General features: G+C 58.7%; 20 protein-coding genes and 4 tRNA genes. 14 read left to right on the plus strand and 10 right to left on the minus strand.

Going from position 1 to position 19,161, the window contains the following annotated elements; all coding sequences use genetic code 11:
* Window positions 1-34: 34 nt before the first annotated feature.
* Both rpmF and AC13C8_RS05375 read right to left on the minus strand, forming a co-directional pair.
* Entirely contained in the window at window positions 35-244 is a 210-nt protein-coding gene (rpmF, locus tag AC13C8_RS05370; RefSeq protein WP_091432397.1) for a 50S ribosomal protein L32, read from the minus strand.
* A 259-nt stretch (window positions 245-503) separates the two neighbouring features.
* Window positions 504-1,076, minus strand: coding sequence for a YceD family protein (locus tag AC13C8_RS05375; RefSeq protein ID WP_091432394.1), 573 nt, complete (start codon window positions 1,074-1,076; stop codon window positions 504-506).
* A 148-nt stretch (window positions 1,077-1,224) separates the two neighbouring features.
* On the opposite strand from AC13C8_RS05375, the gene AC13C8_RS05380 reads away from it, so the two are divergent.
* From AC13C8_RS05380 to AC13C8_RS05390, 3 genes are all read left to right on the plus strand, one after another.
* The gene (locus AC13C8_RS05380; RefSeq protein WP_091430597.1) at window positions 1,225-1,698 is read left to right on the plus strand and encodes an outer membrane protein assembly factor BamE; all 474 of its coding nucleotides are present in this window, start codon (window positions 1,225-1,227) and stop codon (window positions 1,696-1,698) included.
* Between the two features lie 158 nt (window positions 1,699-1,856).
* The gene (locus AC13C8_RS05385) at window positions 1,857-2,603 is read left to right on the plus strand and encodes a GNAT family N-acetyltransferase (RefSeq protein WP_482846617.1); all 747 of its coding nucleotides are present in this window, start codon (window positions 1,857-1,859) and stop codon (window positions 2,601-2,603) included.
* A 31-nt stretch (window positions 2,604-2,634) separates the two neighbouring features.
* Window positions 2,635-4,461 carry an ABC-F family ATP-binding cassette domain-containing protein gene (locus AC13C8_RS05390; protein ID WP_482846618.1) on the plus strand — a complete coding sequence of 609 codons (1,827 nt, stop codon included), beginning with the start codon at window positions 2,635-2,637 and terminating at the stop codon, window positions 4,459-4,461.
* 30 nt (window positions 4,462-4,491) lie between these two features.
* Here AC13C8_RS05390 and AC13C8_RS05395 read toward each other — a convergent pair whose 3' ends face one another.
* The 4 genes from AC13C8_RS05395 to tpiA form a co-directional block, all read right to left on the minus strand.
* Window positions 4,492-6,030, minus strand: coding sequence for a trimethylamine methyltransferase family protein (locus tag AC13C8_RS05395; protein ID WP_482846619.1), 1,539 nt, complete (start codon window positions 6,028-6,030; stop codon window positions 4,492-4,494).
* A 216-nt stretch (window positions 6,031-6,246) separates the two neighbouring features.
* Complete coding sequence (trhA, locus tag AC13C8_RS05400; protein WP_091430593.1) at window positions 6,247-6,888, minus strand: PAQR family membrane homeostasis protein TrhA; 642 nt, start codon at window positions 6,886-6,888, stop codon at window positions 6,247-6,249.
* 144 nt (window positions 6,889-7,032) lie between these two features.
* Window positions 7,033-8,430, minus strand: coding sequence for a pyridoxal phosphate-dependent decarboxylase family protein (locus AC13C8_RS05405; RefSeq protein WP_482846620.1), 1,398 nt, complete (start codon window positions 8,428-8,430; stop codon window positions 7,033-7,035).
* A gap of 76 nt (window positions 8,431-8,506) precedes the next feature.
* Window positions 8,507-9,256 (minus strand): triose-phosphate isomerase, encoded by a 750-nt coding sequence (gene tpiA / locus AC13C8_RS05410; RefSeq protein WP_482846621.1) that lies wholly within the window; start codon window positions 9,254-9,256, stop codon window positions 8,507-8,509.
* A gap of 131 nt (window positions 9,257-9,387) precedes the next feature.
* Here tpiA and AC13C8_RS05415 point away from each other — a divergent pair, with 131 nt between their 5' ends.
* Complete coding sequence (locus tag AC13C8_RS05415; protein ID WP_091430591.1) at window positions 9,388-10,305, plus strand: isopenicillin N synthase family dioxygenase; 918 nt, start codon at window positions 9,388-9,390, stop codon at window positions 10,303-10,305.
* A 27-nt stretch (window positions 10,306-10,332) separates the two neighbouring features.
* Here AC13C8_RS05415 and AC13C8_RS05420 read toward each other — a convergent pair whose 3' ends face one another.
* From AC13C8_RS05420 to AC13C8_RS05430, 3 genes are all read right to left on the minus strand, one after another.
* Window positions 10,333-10,644, minus strand: a complete 312-nt coding sequence (locus AC13C8_RS05420; RefSeq protein ID WP_091430590.1) for a TfoX/Sxy family protein — start codon at window positions 10,642-10,644, stop codon at window positions 10,333-10,335.
* The gene (locus tag AC13C8_RS05425) at window positions 10,644-11,018 is read right to left on the minus strand and encodes a HesB/IscA family protein (RefSeq protein ID WP_091430589.1); all 375 of its coding nucleotides are present in this window, start codon (window positions 11,016-11,018) and stop codon (window positions 10,644-10,646) included. The genes AC13C8_RS05420 and AC13C8_RS05425 overlap by 1 nt, the downstream gene beginning before the upstream one ends.
* A gap of 67 nt (window positions 11,019-11,085) precedes the next feature.
* Complete coding sequence (locus tag AC13C8_RS05430; protein WP_091430588.1) at window positions 11,086-11,445, minus strand: SUF system Fe-S cluster assembly protein; 360 nt, start codon at window positions 11,443-11,445, stop codon at window positions 11,086-11,088.
* Window positions 11,446-11,786: 341 nt separating this feature from the next.
* On the opposite strand from AC13C8_RS05430, the gene AC13C8_RS05435 reads away from it, so the two are divergent.
* The 5 genes from AC13C8_RS05435 to AC13C8_RS05455 all read left to right on the plus strand — a co-directional run bounded on the left by AC13C8_RS05435 (window position 11,787) and on the right by AC13C8_RS05455 (window position 16,448).
* Window positions 11,787-12,011, plus strand: coding sequence for a hypothetical protein (locus tag AC13C8_RS05435; protein ID WP_091430587.1), 225 nt, complete (start codon window positions 11,787-11,789; stop codon window positions 12,009-12,011).
* A gap of 77 nt (window positions 12,012-12,088) precedes the next feature.
* Window positions 12,089-13,231 carry a tRNA guanosine(34) transglycosylase Tgt gene (tgt, locus tag AC13C8_RS05440; RefSeq protein ID WP_482846756.1) on the plus strand — a complete coding sequence of 381 codons (1,143 nt, stop codon included), beginning with the start codon at window positions 12,089-12,091 and terminating at the stop codon, window positions 13,229-13,231.
* Window positions 13,232-13,421: 190 nt separating this feature from the next.
* Window positions 13,422-15,827, plus strand: a complete 2,406-nt coding sequence (lon, locus tag AC13C8_RS05445) for an endopeptidase La (protein ID WP_091430585.1) — start codon at window positions 13,422-13,424, stop codon at window positions 15,825-15,827.
* Between the two features lie 125 nt (window positions 15,828-15,952).
* Window positions 15,953-16,354: an HU family DNA-binding protein gene (locus tag AC13C8_RS05450; protein WP_091430584.1), complete on the plus strand. Its 402-nt coding sequence runs from the start codon at window positions 15,953-15,955 to the stop codon at window positions 16,352-16,354.
* Window positions 16,355-16,373: 19 nt separating this feature from the next.
* A tRNA-Val gene (locus tag AC13C8_RS05455) sits at window positions 16,374-16,448 on the plus strand.
* Between the two features lie 59 nt (window positions 16,449-16,507).
* On the opposite strand, the gene AC13C8_RS05460 is transcribed toward AC13C8_RS05455, so the two are convergent.
* The gene (locus AC13C8_RS05460; RefSeq protein WP_091430583.1) at window positions 16,508-17,509 is read right to left on the minus strand and encodes a GlxA family transcriptional regulator; all 1,002 of its coding nucleotides are present in this window, start codon (window positions 17,507-17,509) and stop codon (window positions 16,508-16,510) included.
* A gap of 176 nt (window positions 17,510-17,685) precedes the next feature.
* On the opposite strand from AC13C8_RS05460, the gene AC13C8_RS05465 reads away from it, so the two are divergent.
* From AC13C8_RS05465 to AC13C8_RS05485, 5 genes are all read left to right on the plus strand, one after another.
* Window positions 17,686-17,761: transfer RNA gene (locus tag AC13C8_RS05465), tRNA-Val, on the plus strand.
* A 71-nt stretch (window positions 17,762-17,832) separates the two neighbouring features.
* Window positions 17,833-18,429, plus strand: coding sequence for a histidine phosphatase family protein (locus tag AC13C8_RS05470; RefSeq protein ID WP_482846623.1), 597 nt, complete (start codon window positions 17,833-17,835; stop codon window positions 18,427-18,429).
* Between the two features lie 82 nt (window positions 18,430-18,511).
* Window positions 18,512-18,588, plus strand: a tRNA-Asp gene (locus AC13C8_RS05475).
* A 139-nt stretch (window positions 18,589-18,727) separates the two neighbouring features.
* Window positions 18,728-18,804, plus strand: a tRNA-Asp gene (locus AC13C8_RS05480).
* Window positions 18,805-18,891: 87 nt separating this feature from the next.
* Window positions 18,892-19,125 carry an RND transporter gene (locus AC13C8_RS05485; RefSeq protein ID WP_482846625.1) on the plus strand — a complete coding sequence of 78 codons (234 nt, stop codon included), beginning with the start codon at window positions 18,892-18,894 and terminating at the stop codon, window positions 19,123-19,125.
* The last annotated feature ends 36 nt before the right edge of the window (window positions 19,126-19,161 follow it).

Consider the following 19,161-nt stretch of genomic DNA (forward strand, 5'->3'; position numbering starts at 1 on the left):
TTTCTGACACGCCCGCCCGCGTCGGGCAAGAGGCTTACGCCGCGTCTTCGTCGTCGAATTCGACTTCGTCAGCAATGGCGACCACTTCGCGATCGTCATAATGCCCGCACGAGGGACACACGTGGTGGGGGCGCTTCAGCTCGCCGCAATTCGAACATTCGTTCGGGTTCGCGGCAACCAGCGCGTCATGCGCACGGCGGTTGTTGCGGCGCGACTTCGATACTTTGTTCTGTTGGACAGCCATGGTCTCAACCTTCGGTTTCGGGGGCATTGTTGCCCGGTGTCATTCTGGGGCGCAATCGCCCGATGTTCTCAAGTCATTCCTGAGTCTCGGCGCCTCATACGCGGTTTGCGGTGCGCTGTCCAACCCATCTTTTGGAAGAAGGCGGGAAAATACTGTCTTTCTTGATTCTTGCAAGGATGAATTGCGCCGTGTGTGGACGAATATCGCATTTCAGATGAAAATTATCGGCTGAGGCAAGACCATTGCCCGACCCTCAAGCCTATTTGTCCTTCCCCGAAAGCCTGTCGCGCAGTTCAGAAAGCCCCGCAAAGGGCTTTGCATCATCATCCGTCATGGGCTTGGTGCCCGGTTCGGCAAAAACGCTTGCCTGAATCTCGGCACCTTCCACACGGGGGTAGAGCGGCAGGGCAAGGGCGAGTGCCTCGATCATCACCTGACCCAGATCGATCACGTCACGCAGCGCGTCGACACTGTCATCTTCCGGCATCTCGACCTCTTCACCACCGGCAGGCTCGTTAAAATGGCTAAGCCACCGGCGTTCGACCGTGTCATCAATTCTGGTCGTCACCGGGTTCAGTGTCACAACGCAGTCCTGAACCACGGTCGCACCAAGATCGGCTGCCATTTGCCAATCGTGCTTGCCCAGCGGTTTTAACTGGCCTGTAAATCGCAGCTTGCGCACGCCGGTGATCCCAAGATCGTCAGCGATCGCGTCACATGCGGCCTGATCTGGCACAAGTTCAAACTGGGTTGGGCGTCCGGTCGGAAGATCGGCCACGCGAATGGGATGGGTGAACGGCAGGGCATCGCCTGATGGGGTCGTGTCGGTCATATTGCGTCTCCGCTGATTGTTCGGTGTCGCGTTTGGTCGAGCATATACATATGCCAAGCGAAGAATGCCCGTGATCGTTTCTTGAACCACGCGCGATCCTACGCTAAGCCGATACCCAAGACAGAGTGGCGAACGCAAGGGGGGCGGTATGTCTTATCTGCGCCAAATGGGCAGGAATATGGGCAAGATGGTCGGGGCATTGTTGCTTCTGGCACTTGTTGCAGGCTGTTCGGCAACATACCGCAATCACGGATATTTGCCGCCGAAAGAAGACGTTGACCTGATCGAGGTCGGCAAAGACACGCGCGAAACCGTATCGGCGTCAATTGGCAAACCCGGCACGTCGGGCTTGTTGGCGGGCAGCGGATATTACTATGTTCGTTCGCGTTTCAAGTATTATCTTTACAACGCACCGCAAGAGATCGACCGCGAAGTGCTGGCCATCACATTCACCGAAAACGGTGTGGTCGAAAACATCGAACGCTTCGGGCTTGAGGATGGGCGTATCGTTGTGTTGGAACGCCGTGTGACAGACAGCAACATCAAAGGTGTGGGGTTCCTGCGTCAGTTGTTCGGATCAATCGGCCGGATCGACGTGGCCGAACAAATCCGCGGAAACTAGCCCGCGACGACATGAAATGAAGCAGCGCGGGGCCCAAAAGGTCGCCGCGCTTTTTTCGTTCTCTGATGCGGCCTCGTATTTCTGTCGCATCTTGCCCGTATCCCTTCCGGGGCGCATATATTGCAGCAGTTAGCCCGGCTTCAGGGCGGAGGTCCGATATGCCGATATTGACCACAGGTCGCTATGCCGCCCGGTTCGCAAGCACCGACGCTGACCTTCGCGCCGCGCAATCCCTGCGTTATCGTTGCTTTCGCGGTGGTGATGGTTTGGACGCAGATGCGTTTGATGCACGCTGTCGACACCTGCTGATCGAAGATCGCGTGACACGAACACTGCTCGGGTGCTGCCGCCTTATGCCGCTTGCCAATGGCGCGGGGATCGGGGGCAGCTATGCCGCCCAGTTCTACGAGCTATCTGCCCTGCAAGCCTATGACGCGCCGATGATCGAGATGGGGCGCTTTTGCATTGCGCCCGAGGCACCGGACAGGGCCGATATTCTGCGCATCGCGTGGGGCATGATGACGAGACATGTAGAAGCCGAAGGCATTGGGATGCTATTTGGCTGCGCATCATTTCAAGGCACCGACGCGGCCCGCTATCTTGATACGTTTGCCATGCTGCGTGATCGCCATCTTGCCCCGAACCGATGGCTGCCCCGGGTGAAGGCCCCCAAGGTCTTCCGCTTTACACAACGGCTGCGCCGAAAGCCAAATGCAAAACTGGCTTTGCGGTCGATGCCTCCGCTGCTGCGCAGTTATCTTGTGATGGGGGGATGGGTGTCAGATCATGCGGTGGTGGATCACGATCTGAACACGCTGCATGTGTTCATGGGGCTTGAGGTGTCTGCCGTGCCGCCCGCGCGTTTGCGTCTGTTGCGTGCGGTATCGGGTCAAGCCTTCGGTTGACGTTACAGGGCGGATTGCCTAACTCGGCGATATGGCTCGTATACCCCTTCTTCAGATGTCCGACATCTCGCTGACTTTTGGCGGCGATCCGGTGTTCGATGCGCTTGATCTGGTGATCCAACCGGGCGATCGCGTGGCGCTGGTGGGGCGCAACGGATCGGGCAAATCGACACTGATGAAGGTCATGGCGGGTCTGGTAGAACCTGATCATGGAACGCGCATTCTGTCGCCCGGAGTTTCGGTTGGATATATGGAGCAACACCCTGACTTGTCGCAGTTTGCCACGCTGGGCGATTTCGCGACCTCGGGGTTGGAGCCGGGGCAGGATTACTTGGTCGAACGGGTGGCCGAAGGTCTGAAAATGCGTCTGGATGCGCCGGTCGGCACCGCTTCGGGGGGCGAGAGGCGACGCGCGGCGCTGGCCAAGCTGCTGGCTGAAGCGCCAGACCTGATGCTGCTGGACGAACCCACCAACCATCTGGACATTCACGCGATTGAGTGGCTGGAGGCCGAGTTGTCACAAACCCGCGCCGGGTTTGTCCTGATCAGCCACGACCGGGCCTTTCTGCGGGCGTTGACCCGTGCCACGCTCTGGGTCGATCGCGGACAGGTGCGGCGGCAGGAAAAGGGGTTCGAGGGCTTCGAGGCGTGGCGCGACAGGGTTTGGGACGAAGAAGACCAAAGCCGCCACAAGCTGAACCGCAAGATCAAGGCCGAGGCGCGCTGGGCCGTCGAAGGTATTAGCGCGCGGCGCAAACGCAATCAGGGTCGACTGCGGGCGCTGGGCGAGTTGAAGGCTGAGCGCGCGGCTCAGATCAACCGGCAGGGGGCGGCCGAAATGGCGCTGGAGGCCGGGCCGAAGTCGGGTCGCAAGGTGATCGAGGCGCGTGGCATCTCGAAATCCTATGACGGTCGGGTGATCCTGAGCGATTTTGACCTGCGTGTGATGCGCGGTGAAACCATTGCCTTTGTCGGCCCGAACGGGGCCGGCAAAACCACGCTTCTGAAGATGCTGATCGGGCATGAAACGCCTGACACCGGCAGCGTGCAACATGGCACCGGGCTTGAGATTGCGGTGTTTGATCAAAACCGGACTGGACTGTTGGAAGATGACAGCCTGTGGGAAAACCTGACGGGCGACCCTGAAATGCGGGTGTCGGGCAAGGCCGATCAGGTGATGGTGCGCGGCAATCCGAAACACGTCGTCGGCTATCTGAAAGAATTCCTGTTCTCGGACGCGCAGGCGCGCGCGCCCGTGCGGTCTTTGTCGGGCGGTGAAAAGGCGCGGTTGATTCTGGCAAAGATCATGGCGCGACAATCAAACCTTTTGGTGATGGACGAACCCACCAACGATCTGGACGTGGAAACGCTGGACCTGCTGCAAGAGCTGATCACCGCCTATGACGGGACCGTTCTGGTGGTCAGCCACGATCGCGATTTCCTTGACCGTGTGGCCGAACGCACCATCGCGATGGAAGGTGACGGGCGCGCCACAATCTATCCCGGCGGCTGGTCTGACTATCAGGCGCAGCGTGGGGGTCATGGTGCGTTGCCAGAAAAAAAGAAAGATAAATCAAAACCTAAGGTGGATAACATAAAGCAGGACATGAAGTCTGAACCCGACGGGCTGTCCTTTACCGAACGTCACCGTCTTGACGGCCTTCCTGCCGAGATGGATCGCCTGTCGGCCGAGATTGCCAAGCTGGAAGAGTTCCTGATGGACCCGGACCTGTTCACCAAAGAACCGGTGAAGTTCAAGAAAGCATCTGAAGGTTTGGCCCAGCGGCAACATGCCTTGGCCGCCGCCGAAGAGGAATGGCTGGCGCTCGAAGAAAAGGCAGAGGCCGCGCGCGGGTGAGGCGGGGCCGCAGGCCCCGCATCTTATCTTTTACACGGGAAGGTGAATGTTGAACCGCGCCCGGATCGCCGCGTCAACTTGCGGGTCAAAGCGCGCACTGCCCCGCTGCGCCAGAATATCCTCTTTCCGCGCAGTGGCCGCGGCGATCAGATCGGGTTTGCCAACCTCGGCCCATTCTTTCGGGGACGTCCGATCACCAAGGGTCGGATAGACGAAATCGGTCTGCATCCGGCTGAGCGTCTGATCTTCCCCAAGGTAGTGACCCGGCCCCTCAAGACAGACTGACTTCATCATCTCGATGCTGACCGAATCCTCAGTGATCTCGATCCCGCGCACGCAGCGCAGGGCTTGCCCGATGATGTCGTCGCCCAAGATCAGGCTTTCATGGCAGAAGCCCAGAAGCGATGCGTGCATGCCTGCGGCCTCGTAGACCATGTTCAGACCCGACAGACCGGCCAGCACATTGGAACACATCTGTTCCCACCCCGCCTGCATATCCGGCAGTTTCGAATCCGAGAACCCGGCCGCCGCCCCACCGGGCAGGCCATAAAACTGGTGCATCTGGGCACAGCCCGCTGTCATCAACGCCTGTTCACCCGATCCGCCCGACATGGCACCTGACCGCAGATCAACAAGGAAGGGCCATGTGCCGAAGATCGCCGGGTGCCCCGGTGCGATTGCATTGACATAGACGACGCCTGCCAGACATTCCGCTACCGCCTGAACGATGGCACCTGCCAGCGTTGGGGGCGCTGTGGCTGTGGCCATGCCAGCCGACAGAAGCAATACGGGCATGCCTGCCGCGATCGCCTTCTCCATCACCTGACAGCTTTCTGTGGCGAATTTCATCGGCGGCACGACAAAACAGTTGGAGTTTGACACGAAGGGGCGCGCACGCCATGCGTCTTCGCCGCCCGCGATCAAGTGCAACAGCTCGATACCGTCTTCGACGAAGTCAGGCTCTGAAAACGAGACGCCGACATGCTTTTTTGTTCCTGATGTGCAGGCGTAGATCGAGTTCAGGTCCATCTCCCGGTTGTCGGGAATATCACGACAGACCATCGGGCGTTGAAGGAAATGGATGTTGTCCAGTTGATCGACGATGCGCGCGGCATCATGCAGGTCCTGAACCGTGCTTTCGCGGTATTCCCGCCCATGCGGGTCGACCATGTGCACCGCCGCGCCTGCGGTGCCGTAATGCACACGCTTGCCGCTGAGGGTCAGGTCATGCTTTGGGTCACGCCCGCACAGGGTGATGCCCTTGGCTGCCTTGTCCAGCATATCTTCGACCAATGCGCGCGGAAAACGCAGGCGCCGATCGTCGCCAAGGATCGCGCCCGCCCGTGTCATGATGTCGATACCGGATGGCGGCGCGTCTGCCAGACCGATCTGTTCCAAAGCGTCCAGCGCCGCAAGGTGAATGCGATTGATGCCGTCCGGGGTGAGGGGCTTGAAGGTGCCGCCCTCCATTCCCGGGCGGACGGGGCGAACATCTTGGGCAAGGGGGGCTGCACGCAGGGCTTGGCGGGCAGCGCGTCCACCGGAGCGGCGGGCAAAAGTCTTTGTCATTGCATAAACCTGAGTTGTTGTGGCGTTTGGGTGACGGTAAAGGGCCGTCAAGGCCGCCCGCGCGCCGCACGTCCGCGTTCGGCCCCAATGGTCCGCACAACAATTGAAATGAGCCAGTCCAGCCGATCCATTTCCGTCCTCCTTACCCCAAGCGTAGCGGGTCAGGAAACGACAGGTCTGTTCTGTTCGCGTCATGCCGGGCGGTTAAATTCAGCCTTATGTGCCCACAACCATCACAACGGCGGCATAGTGAGCCGCAGCGCCCAACAGCACATGGACATGCCAGATCGCGCGATTGAAGGGCAGGTGTTCACCCAGATGGAAGAAAATCCCCAACGTGAACAGCAATCCACCTCCGACCAGCAGCACCAGAACAACAGGGCTGAACGAGGCGATCAGCGGCCCGATCATCAATACCGCCATCCATCCCTGCATCAAGGTCAACATCAAGCCAAACCGTTCAAACCGACCAAAGAAAAACAGCTTTATGGCAATACCGACGATGGCCAATGTCCATGCTGCCGCAACCAGAGCATACCCATTGGTGCCACCAACTCCGATCAGCGCAATCGGTGTATAGGTGCCCGCAATCATCAGATAGATCGCGGCGTGATCGAACTTGCGCAATACTTGGCGTGCGGACCGGTGCAGCGTCATGTTATACGCCGCAGACAATGTGAAACTTGCGATCAATCCGGCCCCATAGACCAACATCGGCGGCAATCGGCCCAACGGTGCGTCACCCATTGCCCAGTAGATCAGGGCGACAGAACCGATAATAGCGGCGATCACCCCCAAACCGTGTACGACGCCATCGGCGACGTACTCGTGATATGTAAAGTCCTTCCCGAACTCCATTGGATTCCCCTTTCGCCTATCAAATAGATAAGAACCAAAGCGGGTGCCGGCATGCCGTTATGCGGTAAGTTTAATGTCCGCCGCATAGGGCACGACCCGCATCCAGTGTATACGTTGACACGGAAATGTAAAGATTTCTTGCTCTTACAGGTCTTGCGCCAGATCGCCCAGCACTTGGGGGATCATCATCACATCTTCGCGCGTGCACGCGAACTGCCCGACAGCCACACGGATCACGAATTGCCCCGCATGGTTGGTCTGGGTCAGATAGAGGCGCCCGTCGCGGTTTACCCGTTCCAGCAGCTCTGCGGTCTTCGCATCACCTTTGAAGCGGAATGAAAACAAAGACAGAATCGGGGGTGTGGTGATCTCAAAGCCGGGCAGGGCGGCGATCACCTCGGCGGCCTCTGCCGCCCAGGCGACATGATTGCGGATGCGCGCGCGCAATCCGGTCAGGCCTTCCGAGCGCAGCAGGAACCACAGCTTCAGCGCCCGAAAACGTCGGCCAAGGGGCAGGGTCCATTCGTTGTAATTGACGACCTCATCTGCGCCCTGGGTCTTGAGGTATTCGGGGCGCAAGCCCATCGCTCCGATCTGCGGGGCAGGGTCGCGCAGGAACTGGACGGCACAGTCGAACTGTGCACCCAGCCATTTGTGCGGGTTGAAGATAATGCTGTCGGCGGCCTCGATCCCGGCCCAAAGGGTGCGGAATTCTTCGCAAATCATGGCAGAACCTGCCCATGCGGCATCCACATGGACAGTCAAACCATGGGCGTGCGCAACTTCGATACAGGCTGCGATGTCGTCACAAGCCCCGATGGAGGTGCCCCCAACGCACAGCACGACGCCTGCCGGTTTCAACCCTGCCGCAATGTCGTCGCGGATCAACTGGTCCAGCGCTTCCGGATCCATCGACCACGTTGGATGGTTGGGGATGGTGCGCACTTTCACAAGGTTGTCCTGCCCGATGCCGGACAGGCGCACCGCCTTGTCCACGCTGGAATGAGTTTGGGCGCTGGCATAGATGCGCAGGGTGGGTGCGCCGGACAGCCCTCTGGTGATGCCTTCGTGTCCCAAGGCTAGCTCGCGCATCGTGGTCACGGCCGCGAAAGTTGCGGTGGTCGCGCTGTCATGGATCGTGCCGGTGAACGCAGTCGGCAGGCCCAACGCGTCGCGCAGCCAGCGGATCACCAGTTCTTCCATCTCGTTGGCGGCGGGGGCGGTCTGCCATAGCATGGCTTGTGCGGACATGGCGTTGGCCAATTGCTCGGCCAGCATCGAGGCCGGGGCGGCATTGGCCGGAAAATAGGCAAAGAAACGCGGGTGCTGCCAGTGTGTCATCGCGTCAGGCACGAGCCGAGTGAAATCGTCGAAAATCGTTTCAATCGGTTCTGGCGTTTCAGGGACAGGAGCTTCGATCTTGTCCAGAAACTCGCCAGGTGCGAGGTCGGGGCGCACCGGGCGGTCACGCAGTCCGGCATGATAACCGCTCGCCCAGTCCGCCGCACGTTTCTGCCAATCAGCGAGGTCTGAATAATCCATCATCTGCTCCGCAATATTTTGTTAACCTGTTAACGAACCGTGGAGCGGCGTCAAGTCATCGGTGGCCCAACGGGGATCAGGCGTTTTCCAGTGCCGCGATGATCGGCGAGAAATCGGCGACCGACAGGCTGGCCCCGCCCACCAAGGCTCCATCCACATTCGAGACGGCAAAGATGTCGGCGGCATTCGTGGGTTTGACCGAACCACCATAGAGAATGCGGGTCGAGCGTCCGACACCCGCCCCAAACCGGCGTTCCAGACGTGACCGGATGAAATCATGCACTTCACCGATTTGATCCAGCGTCGGCACTTTACCGGTGCCGATGGCCCAGATCGGTTCATAAGCGACGACAAGGCTGTCGCCTGTCACCACATCCGGGATCGACCCGGCCATCTGACCGCCGATAATGTCGAGCGTATTGTTGGCCTCGCGCTCGGACAGGCTTTCACCCACGCAGACAATGGTTTTCAATCCAGCTGACAGGGCGGCCATGACCTTGTTGCGGACATCTGTGTCACTTTCCTCGTAATCTTCGCGCCGTTCGGAATGGCCCAGAATGACATAGCTGGCCCCGGCATCGACCAGCATCTGTGCCGAGATGTCGCCGGTATGAGCACCGGTTTCGTTTTGATGGCAATCCTGACCGCCGATTGAGATTTGGGCGGGAGTTGCGGCAGAAGCTCGCGAAATCAATGTTGCAGGCGGGCAGATCAGGATGTCGCAACCCGGCGTCGGGTGCGCCTTGGCCAGCGCATCCAGCTCGGAAATATTCGCACCGGTTCCGTTCATCTTCCAATTGCCTGCTGCCAATCTGCGCCGGGTCATCGCTTATCTCCTCGTTGGTTGATGTGTTGTCCGACGCAAAACCCAAGGCGTCAAGCCCTGCCGGGGGCTTGCACCGAAAACATGGCTTGCTACAAATCCGTCAAAGCGGCTCTTGCAGAAGGACAGGCGCGATGATCCCAAGACTGGACGCCGCAAAGATTGCGGCCCGTGATCCCGAAACGATGGCTGCGCTGAAACTTGGTGTGGAGGACGTCGGCGTTCTGATCATTCACAATACACCGATTTCACGTCCCCAGATGAACGGCGTGCTGGAAAGTTACCGGGAATTTTTCCGGCTACCGGACGCTCGGAAACGGGTGGTTGATATGGCGCGGACCGGTTCGAATCGCGGATGGGGTGCGGCGGGGTCTGAACAGGTCGATCCGGCAGCCAATCCCGATTTCAAACAGGTCTTTGATTGCGGATTTGAACTCGACAAGGGCGATCCACTGCGGGCTCAGGGCCTGTTGGTCTATGGTGATAACCAATGGCCCGACCTGCCTGGATTTCGCGAAACCATCCAAAGCTATTATGCGCAGGCCTTGACCATTTCTCTGGACCTGTTGCGAGCGATTTCGGTGGCGATTGGTGAAGACGAGCACTTCTTTGACAATGCCTTTTCCCGCCCAATGGCGCTGTTGCGGGGCAATTACTATCCGCCGCGTCCGGATTGGGCAAGCGACAGGGATTTCGGCATTGCCCCGCACACCGATTACGGCTGCCTGACGCTTCTGGCATCCGATGGCGTGGCCGGGCTTGAAGTTCTGGGGGCGGACGGGCAGTGGCTGCCTGTCGATGCACCGGTCGGCGAGTTCGTGATCAATTTCGGCGAGATGCTGGAAATGTGGACCGGCGGTTGGGTCAAGGCGACGATGCATCGGGTGATCGGGTCAAAAGAAGAGCGGATCTCGGTCCCGATGTTTTTCAACCCCAACCATGACACGAATGTCGCGCCGGTGGGGGCGGACAAGCCGATCCTAGCCGGCGATCACCTTAAGAAACGGTTCGATGAAACCTATCTGCACCTGAAAGAAGCGCCGCCAGGTTGAAGCTCGTGCGACCGGCTTGAGGATAGATCAGGACAGGGCCGACAGCGCCCGCCGCGCCCAGTCGCAGGCACGATCGGGGTCGTCCAGCGCGGCGTCGGGCAGGGTCCAGTAGCCCATCGTTTTGCCGTCCATGCCAAAGATATGGCTGCCTTCTGCCTCCAATGCTTCGGCAAACGGGCCTTTGGCTTTCAGATAGACTTCGCCGCTGCTGGAGAGGATCGCGAAGACCTGCCCGTCGGAATAGAAAGTGGCCCCGCCCATCATCTTGCGATGGGTTACGGGGCCAAGCCCGTCGAACAGTTCTTTCACAAAGGCGATATCGGCGTCGGTGACGGCCATCAGCTTTGCGACGACCCCTCGGTCAGAGCCTCATCGAACTTGATCGATTCTCCGCAACCGCAGGCCTCGCTGACATTGGGATTGCGGAATTTGAAACCGGACTCCAGCAGCGAGATTTCATAGTCGATCTCGGTCCCGAACAGGAACATCTGCGCCATGGGGGCGATGATCACGCGGGCATCGCCCTGTTCGACCACTTCTTCATGGGGGTCAACTTCATCAACGTAATCCATGGTGTATTCCATGCCCGCACAGCCGCCTTTCTTGACCCCGATGCGCAAACCCTTATGCCCGCCAGACGCCATCAGCTTGGCGATCTGGGCTTCTGCGGCCTGTGTCATGGTGATCGGCGATTTGCCGGGAATACCAAACATCTGCTTCTCCTTCAGCCTTAAGCTAGGCGCTCACGTAGCGTCGCTCAAGAGCAGGGTGCCTCTGGGGTTACATGAAACCCAGTTCAAGACGCGCTTCATCCGACATCATCTCCATCCCCCAGGGCGGATCCCATGTCATGTCGACATTCACCTGTTTCACGCCCGCGACCGGCTCGATCGCTTCGACCAGCCAGCCGGGCATTTCGCCCGCCACCGGGCAACCCGGAGCCGTCAGGGTCATGATCAGATCAACCTCGTTCCGGTCGTTGATCTCGATTGTATACACCAGACCAAGGTCAAATATATTGACTGGAATTTCAGGGTCATAGACCGTACGGCAGGCTTCGACCACGCTGTCATACAGCGGATGATCGACCGTTGATGGCTTGATCAGCGGCTCGCCTTCTATCTTGTCGGTTGTGTTCATAGTAATTGCGCCATCATTCTAATCCTGACTGATCATATAAGGATTGATGCCGGCAAGGTCCAGAGCCAGGTCGGAACAAGACGGAGACTGTGGTATGGTGCAGGGATTGTGGGTTGGTGAACTGTCCATTGATGCTGGAGAGGGTGCATTTAGAGTGTTGAATATGTTGCATGTTTCGAGATTTGAGCCAAAACCCTGGAAATTCTCTGCATTGTGTCGAAAATCACAACCGCATGATGCGCAAACGCCTATAATTCGCCATAAAATGGACGTGTTCGACTTGAATCTATGACGGAAAGCGCTCTTTTGCGTAAACAGGTGCGACACGAGGAGCCTAGGCGGTGATTTCGACGAAAAACGGTGAGACGAAAACGGTGACATGTACCGAGCAGCTGGATCAGGCGGCACGGATGGTGCAGGACATTGCTTATGCGCTGGCAAACCGTGTGGATAACACGACGCTGACAGAGCTGATGCTGACCAGTCGCAAGCTGGAACGACTGTCTGAGCGGGTGAACGCCGCCAATCTTGGGGCCGTCAAGATCAGCCACGACGACGACAGCTGATCGGCAGGCGCGCCAAAACACGGTCTGGGTGACAGAAAACCCTTGGCATTGAGGACGTCTTGCGCCACATGAGCCGCATGCAAGATCAGAGCCAGAACCGCATCACGTTTTCCCTGAATGCCACGGACGGCAAGGCCCGCACGGGCGTGATTTCCAGCCCGCGTGGCGATATTCGCACCCCAGCCTTCATGCCCGTTGGCACCGCCGCCACCGTCAAGGCCATGATGCCCGAAAGCGTGGCGGCGACAGGCGCCGACATTCTGCTTGGCAACACCTATCACCTGATGCTGCGCCCGACCGCCGAAAGAATTGATCGGTTGGGCGGGCTGCACAAGTTCATGAACTGGGATAAGCCAATCCTGACCGACAGCGGTGGGTTTCAGGTGATGAGCCTTGCCGGATTGCGCAAGCTGACTGAAAAGGGCGTGACGTTCAAATCCCATATTGATGGCTCGAAACACGAGCTGACGCCAGAACGCTCGATGGACATCCAGCGGCTTCTGGGATCGGACATTGTCATGTGTTTCGATGAATGTCCCGCGCTTCCTGCTGACCGCGGCCGGATTGCCGAAAGCATGCGCCTGTCGATGCGCTGGGCGGCCCGGTCGAAAGAGGCGTTCGGCGATCGTCCCGGCCATGCCCTGTTCGGCATCATGCAGGGTGGGTTGGAGCGGGACTTCCGCGAAGAAAGCGCCGAGGCATTGAAGAAGATCGGCTTTGACGGTTATGCGGTCGGCGGTCTGGCCGTTGGTGAAGGGCAGGCGTCCATGTTCGATTGCCTCGACTTCGCGCCCGGTTTTCTGCCCGACGACAAGCCGCGCTATCTGATGGGTGTCGGCAAGCCCGATGACATCGTGGGCGCGGTCAAACGCGGTATCGACATGATGGACTGTGTTTTGCCGTCGCGATCGGGACGCACCGGGCAGGTGTTCACCCGTCACGGAGTTTTGAATATCAAGAACGCCCGTCATCAGGATGACCCGCGTCCCTTGGATGAAAGCTGTGGCTGTCCCGCTTGCCGCAATTATTCCCGCGCCTATCTGCACCATGTTTTCCGCGCGCAGGAGATGATTTCGGGGATGCTGTTGACATGGCACAATCTGCATTATTTTCAGGACATCATGCAGGGAATGCGCGATGCGATTGCCAAGCAGGCCTTTGCCGAATGGGAGACCGCGTTCCATGCAGGCCGCGCACAGGGCGATATCGACCCGCTTTAAGGGAACGGAAACCTGTTGATGCAAAATATGCCCTGGTTTGCCCTTGTTGTCGGCACGCGGCAGGGGCAGAGTGTAGGGGCAAAGCGGGTTGACGTTGGGCGGTGCGACCCCCATCTGAATATCCGAACAGGAGGCGCCCGAACTGCCGAAACACAGGGGTAGGGCGCTTTGCCAAAAACAAGGAAATATTATGAGTGAGCAACTGAGCCAATCCTTCCCGGTCCTGCCGCTGCGCGACATCGTGGTCTTCCCCCACATGATCGTGCCGCTGTTTGTCGGACGCGAAAAATCCGTCCGCGCTCTGGAAGAAGTGATGGCAGATGACAAACAAATCCTTCTGTCCAGTCAGATCGACCCCTCGATCGATGAGCCGGACGTGGAAGGCATCTATGACGTCGGTGTTCTGGCCAATGTGCTGCAACTCTTGAAGCTGCCCGACGGCACCGTGAAGGTGCTGGTCGAAGGACAGTCGCGTGTTCGGATCACCGACTATGTGGACAATGCCGAGTATTTCGAAGCCTTTGCCGAAGTGATCGAAGAACGCCCCGGCGACCCGAACGAGATTGAGGCGCTGTTGCGCTCAGTCGGTGAAGAGTTCGAACGCTACGCCAAGATCAAGAAAAACATTCCCGAGGAAGCCCTTGCCGCCGTGTCGGAAACCCGCGCGCCGGACAAGCTGGCCGACCTTGTGGCCGGTCATCTGGGTGTCGAGGTCGATCAGAAGCAAGAGCTTCTTGAAACCTTCACCGTCAGCGAACGGCTTGAGAAGGTCTATGGCCTGATGCAGGGCGAAATGTCCGTTCTGCGGGTCGAGAAGAAGATCAAGACCCGCGTCAAAAGCCAGATGGAGCGCACCCAGCGCGAGTATTACCTGAATGAGCAAATGAAGGCCATTCAGAAGGAACTTGGCGACGGCGAAGAAGGCCAGAACGAGCTGACCGAGCTGGAAGAGAAGATCGAAGCCACCAAGCTGTCGAAAGAGGCACGCGAAAAGGCGGATGCCGAGCTGAAAAAGCTCAAGAGCATGTCGCCCATGTCGGCGGAAGCCACTGTTGTGCGCAACTATCTGGATTGGATGCTGGGCCTGCCGTGGGGCACCAAGAGCCGCGTGAAAAAAGACCTGAACAACGCTCAGAAAGTGCTCGACGCCGATCACTATGGACTTGAGAAGGTCAAGGAACGCATCGTGGAATATCTGGCCGTTCAGCAACGCTCGAAAAAGCTGAAAGGCCCGATCATGTGCTTGGTTGGCCCCCCGGGTGTGGGTAAAACCTCGCTTGGGAAGTCGGTTGCCAAGGCCACGGGACGCGAGTTCATCCGCATCTCGCTGGGTGGCGTGCGTGACGAAAGCGAGATTCGCGGCCACCGCCGGACCTATATCGGCTCGATGCCCGGTAAGATCATTCAGGCGCTGAAAAAGGCGAAAACCACGAACCCGCTCATATTGCTCGATGAAATCGACAAAATGGGGCAGGATTTCCGTGGCGACCCTGCATCGGCGATGCTGGAAGTGCTTGACCCGGAGCAGAACTCGACCTTCGTGGATCACTATCTTGAGGTCGAATACGACCTGTCGAACGTGATGTTTCTGACCACCGCGAACTCCTACAACATGCCGGGTCCGCTTCTGGACCGGATGGAGATCATTCCGCTGGCCGGTTACACCGAAGACGAGAAGCGCGAGATTGCCACGCGTCACCTTCTGCCGGAAGTGATCAAGGATCACGGGTTGAAAAAGGGTGAATTCTTGGTGCCTGAGCAAACGCTGACCGACATTATTCGCTATTATACCCGCGAGGCCGGCGTGCGGAACCTGAAACGCGAACTGGCCAAGCTGGCGCGCAAGGCCGTGACCAAGCTGGTCAAGAAAGAGGTTGAAGCCATCGAGGTGACTCCCGACCTTCTGGACGAATATCTGGGGGTGCGGAAACATCGCTTTGGTCTGGCGGAGCAAGAAGATCAGATTGGTGTTGTCACCGGTCTGGCCTGGACAAGTGTCGGTGGCGATCTTCTGTCCATCGAAGCACTGCGCCTGCCGGGTAAGGGCCGGATGAAGACCACCGGGAAACTGGGCGATGTCATGAAGGAATCGATTGATGCGGCCAGCTCGTATGTCCGCTCGATTGCGCCCGAAATCGGTGTGAAGCCGCCCCAATTTGAAAAGTGGGACATTCACGTCCACGTGCCGGAAGGTGCGACACCGAAAGATGGACCTTCTGCTGGTCTGGCGATGGTCACGTCCATCGTGTCGGTGCTGACGGGTATTCCGGTGAAGAAAGACCTTGCCATGACCGGCGAGGTTACGCTGCGCGGCAACGCGCTGGCTATTGGCGGTTTGAAGGAAAAGCTGCTGGCGGCCTTGCGTGGTGGCATCAAAACCGTGCTGATCCCGCAGGAGAATGAAAAAGACCTGCGCGAAATACCGGACAACGTGAAGCAAGGGTTGGAAATCATCCCTGTGAGCCACGTGTCAGAGGTTTTGAAGCACGCCTTGGTGCGCAAGCCGGTCGCGGTCGAATGGGATGAAGCGGCAGAAGAGGCGGCAGCGGCCGCTCTGGCGAAGAACCCCGCAAGCGCACCCCCGGTCGCGCACTGATTGGCAGATAACAAAGAACGTGCGGGCCAAGTGTCCGCACGTTGCACATTGAAGGTGGCTTATGGTGCTGTATCTTCCTTGACGCGACGCAAGCTGGCACCACCACTCAACCCAAGGGGTATCCTATGGCCGTAAGCTCGAAATCAAAGTCCAAAGCCACACGCAGCCCGGCTGCGGCAAGTAAAGCGGCGGCGACAACGGCCGCACCAAAGGCGAAGGCCACCAAGCCGATTGAGGGCAGACCCACCACGCCGTCAGACCCGGTGGTGAAGACGAAAGACATGCTGGCGCGGGTGGCTGCCCGTACAGACCTTCGTCCCAATCAGGTCCGCGATGTATACGAGGCTGTTTTGGAAGAGCTGGGTACCGCCTTGATGCGCGGTGAAAAGTTGCGCCTTCCACCGCTTGGCATGATAAAAGTCAACCGGCAGAAAACCTTGCCCGATGCGGATGTCCTGATCTGCAAAATCCGTCGCAACAAGGCGTCGGACAAGGTCAAAGACCCTCTTGCGCCCACTGACGACTGACGCTAGAACCTGCCCCGTTGGGTGATTAGCTCAGTGGTAGAGCGCTTCGTTCACATCGAAGATGTCAGGAGTTCAAATCTCTTATCACCCACCAAGTTATCCCTTTGGCATGGACTGGGTGCAGCCTTTGTGCCGCCCGGCATCGCAGCGCCACTAGACGTGGCCGGTGGAAAACTTGTGCGGCGACATGCCGAACGCTTCGCGAAACCGTTTCGAGAAATAAGCCGCAGATTCAAATCCGCAAGCCACCGCCACATCGACCACCGCCAGATTGGTTTCCGCCAGCAGGATGCGGGCGCGTTGAAGGCGCAGGTTTTGCAGGTATTTCTTGGGGGTAATGTCCAAATAATGCCGAAAAAGCCTCTCCATCTGGCGGCGCGAGATGCCAAGCTCTTCGGTGACGATGTCCAGGTTGATATGATCATCCAGATGTTCTTCGAAATGGTTGATGATGCGCACCAATTTTTCGTTGCGCACACCGATTGACGCCGAGGTCGAGCTTTGCTGGCGATCCGTTTCGGACCGCTGGACGGTGTGCAGGCACATGTTCAGGACGGCCTGTGCCAGCACCGGTCCGTGGGTGTCATAGATCAGCTTGAAGAACAGGTCCGTGGCGGCCGATCCGCCGCCGCAGGTCAGAACGCGGTTGTCCATGGTATAGAGTTGCTCGACCGGGTCCAGATCCGGAAAATGTTCGCGAAACGGCGCGATGTTTTCCCAATGCAGGGTGAACTTGTGCCCGGCCAATATTCCCGCCTTGGCCAATGTATACGTACCTGTGCACAACGCCCCGACAGTGCGCCCCATGCGCCATTGCTTGCGGGTCCAATCCGCGACCTTGTTGCTTGTCGAAAGCTCAGGCTGCACACCGGAACAGATGAAGATCCGGCTGTCGCTGGGCGTGTCCCCCAACGCGCGGTCAATGCCGATTTCGATCCCGTTGGAACAGCGCACATTCGCGCCATCTTCGGACATGGTCGTCCAGGTGTAGAGGCTCTGCCCCGTCAGTTGGTTTGCTATGCGCAACGGTTCGATGGCAGAGGTGAAGGCCAGCATCGACAGGTTGGGCAGCAGAACAAAAACAATCGGCTCGGGGCTGTCTTGTGCGTCAATCGCGACATGGGCAACGCCTTTGGGAACGACAGGGGCCGACATGTTCTTGGTCCTCACTGGTGGAATGCAGGCACCATACGTCACGTAATGCAAAGTGCAACCATTTGAGGTGGCCGGGCCGGGTGAGGGTTGGACGGCGGAGTGTCGCAGATTTTTTCACCCCTTGGTGCAAACCACTCTTGCAATCCCCGGTTTGCCAAGGCTATTAGCTGCGCAACGGGTCGTTAGCTCAGTTGGTAGAGCGCTTCGTTTACACCGAAGATGTCGGGAGTTCGAGCCTCTCACGACCCACCACTCCCCTTCAGTGGTATTTCATGTTGGCTGCGGTAATATTGGTGCATGTTAAGCCATAGCCGTGGATCAGCATGACCAAGCTCTATCCCGAAATCTTCGTCATCCGTCACGGACAGACCGAATGGAACCTGGCGCGGCGCCAACAAGGGCGCCTGGATTCACCCCTGACCGAGTTGGGGTGTCAGCAAGCCCGTGACATCGGCGAGATGTTGCAACGCGTCGTCGGCGAACGCGAGGATATAAAAGCCTTCAGTTCACCGCAGGGGCGGGCGCTTCAGACCGCGGCCCTGTCGCTGGCACCGCTCGGCTGGCCCGTGACCGAAGATGCGCGACTTTGTGAGGTAGCGTTCGGTGCGTGGGAAGGGCTGACCCAAGCCCGGATCAAAGCCGGTTGGCCCGCGCTTGCCGCGATGTCTGAAGAGGATCCGATCAACTGGCATTTCAGGTCTCCGGGGGGCGAGCGCTACCGTGATCTCGAGCTGAGGGCGGATGCGTTTCTTGGGGATTTGGCAGGCCCGGCAGTCATCTTCACCCATGGCATCCTGTCAAGGGTGCTGCGCACACGCTGGATGGGGCTGACCGCGGATGACATGCTGGACCTTCCCGGCGGTCAGGGGATCATCTTTCACCTGTCGCCCCGGCATGGGCACCGGACCATCGAAAAATAATCCGGAAAATGGGAAATGGCCGCTTGACGCCCTTGGGCCTGCGGCCTAGAACGCCCGAACAAGCCGCAAGGCTTGGCAGTGAGCGGTTGTAGCTCAGTTGGTTAGAGTACCGGCCTGTCACGCCGGGGGTCGCGGGTTCGAGCCCCGTCAACCGCGCCACCACTGCCCGAAAGCGACCCCGCCATTGGCGGGGTTTCTTCGTTTTCGGGCCTCTTGTCTTACGCGCAAACCAGCCCGCCAAAGCGTGCCATTTCCCCATTGACGGCCCATCACCGCCGCTGTATTCACGCCGCCACGCGCGGTTGTAGCTCAGTTGGTTAGAGTACCGGCCTGTCACGCCGGGGGTCGCGGGTTCGAGCCCCGTCAACCGCGCCACTTCACCACATATTCAGCCAGAAGTTCAAACGGTAAACTGCCTGTGTCGAGCGCGCGGGAATAAGGCTTGCAAAGAAGGTACGCAAGATGTCGATCTTTGACGACATTCCGTTTTTCACCGTTGTGATTTTCTGCGCAACCATCGGCCTGGCCCCGTTTACGCCGCCGCATGTCTGGGAAAAGCTGGGGCTGTTGTTTTCAGGCAGCTTGGTGCGTCCGCTCGATATGCTGGATCTGGTGATGCATGGCGGGCCGTGGGCGATCTTGTTGATCAAGATCGTGCGTTATTATCGGTCGGGGCCGACATCTCGCGAAGGTTAAAGACTGGCCCGGCACACGGGGCACCGGACCAGATTG

This window comes from Aliiroseovarius sp. B-4 (assembly GCF_056857795.1).

Bases quoted from the DNA above. Each gene is read 5' to 3' on its own strand.
- rpmF (WP_091432397.1), bottom strand. From the start codon at position 244: ATGGCTGTCCAACAGAACAAAGTATCGAAGTCGCGCCGCAACAACCGC.
- AC13C8_RS05375 (WP_091432394.1), bottom strand. From the start codon at position 1,076: ATGACCGACACGACCCCATCAGGCGATGCCCTGCCGTTCACCCATCCC.
- AC13C8_RS05380 (WP_091430597.1), top strand. From the start codon at position 1,225: ATGTCTTATCTGCGCCAAATGGGCAGGAATATGGGCAAGATGGTCGGG.
- AC13C8_RS05385 (WP_482846617.1), top strand. From the start codon at position 1,857: ATGCCGATATTGACCACAGGTCGCTATGCCGCCCGGTTCGCAAGCACC.
- AC13C8_RS05390 (WP_482846618.1), top strand. From the start codon at position 2,635: ATGGCTCGTATACCCCTTCTTCAGATGTCCGACATCTCGCTGACTTTT.
- AC13C8_RS05395 (WP_482846619.1), bottom strand. From the start codon at position 6,030: ATGACAAAGACTTTTGCCCGCCGCTCCGGTGGACGCGCTGCCCGCCAA.
- trhA (WP_091430593.1), bottom strand. From the start codon at position 6,888: ATGGAGTTCGGGAAGGACTTTACATATCACGAGTACGTCGCCGATGGC.
- AC13C8_RS05405 (WP_482846620.1), bottom strand. From the start codon at position 8,430: ATGGATTATTCAGACCTCGCTGATTGGCAGAAACGTGCGGCGGACTGG.
- tpiA (WP_482846621.1), bottom strand. From the start codon at position 9,256: ATGACCCGGCGCAGATTGGCAGCAGGCAATTGGAAGATGAACGGAACC.
- AC13C8_RS05415 (WP_091430591.1), top strand. From the start codon at position 9,388: ATGATCCCAAGACTGGACGCCGCAAAGATTGCGGCCCGTGATCCCGAA.
- AC13C8_RS05420 (WP_091430590.1), bottom strand. From the start codon at position 10,644: ATGGCCGTCACCGACGCCGATATCGCCTTTGTGAAAGAACTGTTCGAC.
- AC13C8_RS05425 (WP_091430589.1), bottom strand. From the start codon at position 11,018: ATGTTTGGTATTCCCGGCAAATCGCCGATCACCATGACACAGGCCGCA.
- AC13C8_RS05430 (WP_091430588.1), bottom strand. From the start codon at position 11,445: ATGAACACAACCGACAAGATAGAAGGCGAGCCGCTGATCAAGCCATCA.
- tgt (WP_482846756.1), top strand. From the start codon at position 12,089: ATGCAAGATCAGAGCCAGAACCGCATCACGTTTTCCCTGAATGCCACG.
- lon (WP_091430585.1), top strand. From the start codon at position 13,422: ATGAGTGAGCAACTGAGCCAATCCTTCCCGGTCCTGCCGCTGCGCGAC.
- AC13C8_RS05450 (WP_091430584.1), top strand. From the start codon at position 15,953: ATGGCCGTAAGCTCGAAATCAAAGTCCAAAGCCACACGCAGCCCGGCT.
- AC13C8_RS05460 (WP_091430583.1), bottom strand. From the start codon at position 17,509: ATGTCGGCCCCTGTCGTTCCCAAAGGCGTTGCCCATGTCGCGATTGAC.
- AC13C8_RS05470 (WP_482846623.1), top strand. From the start codon at position 17,833: ATGACCAAGCTCTATCCCGAAATCTTCGTCATCCGTCACGGACAGACC.
- AC13C8_RS05485 (WP_482846625.1), top strand. From the start codon at position 18,892: ATGTCGATCTTTGACGACATTCCGTTTTTCACCGTTGTGATTTTCTGC.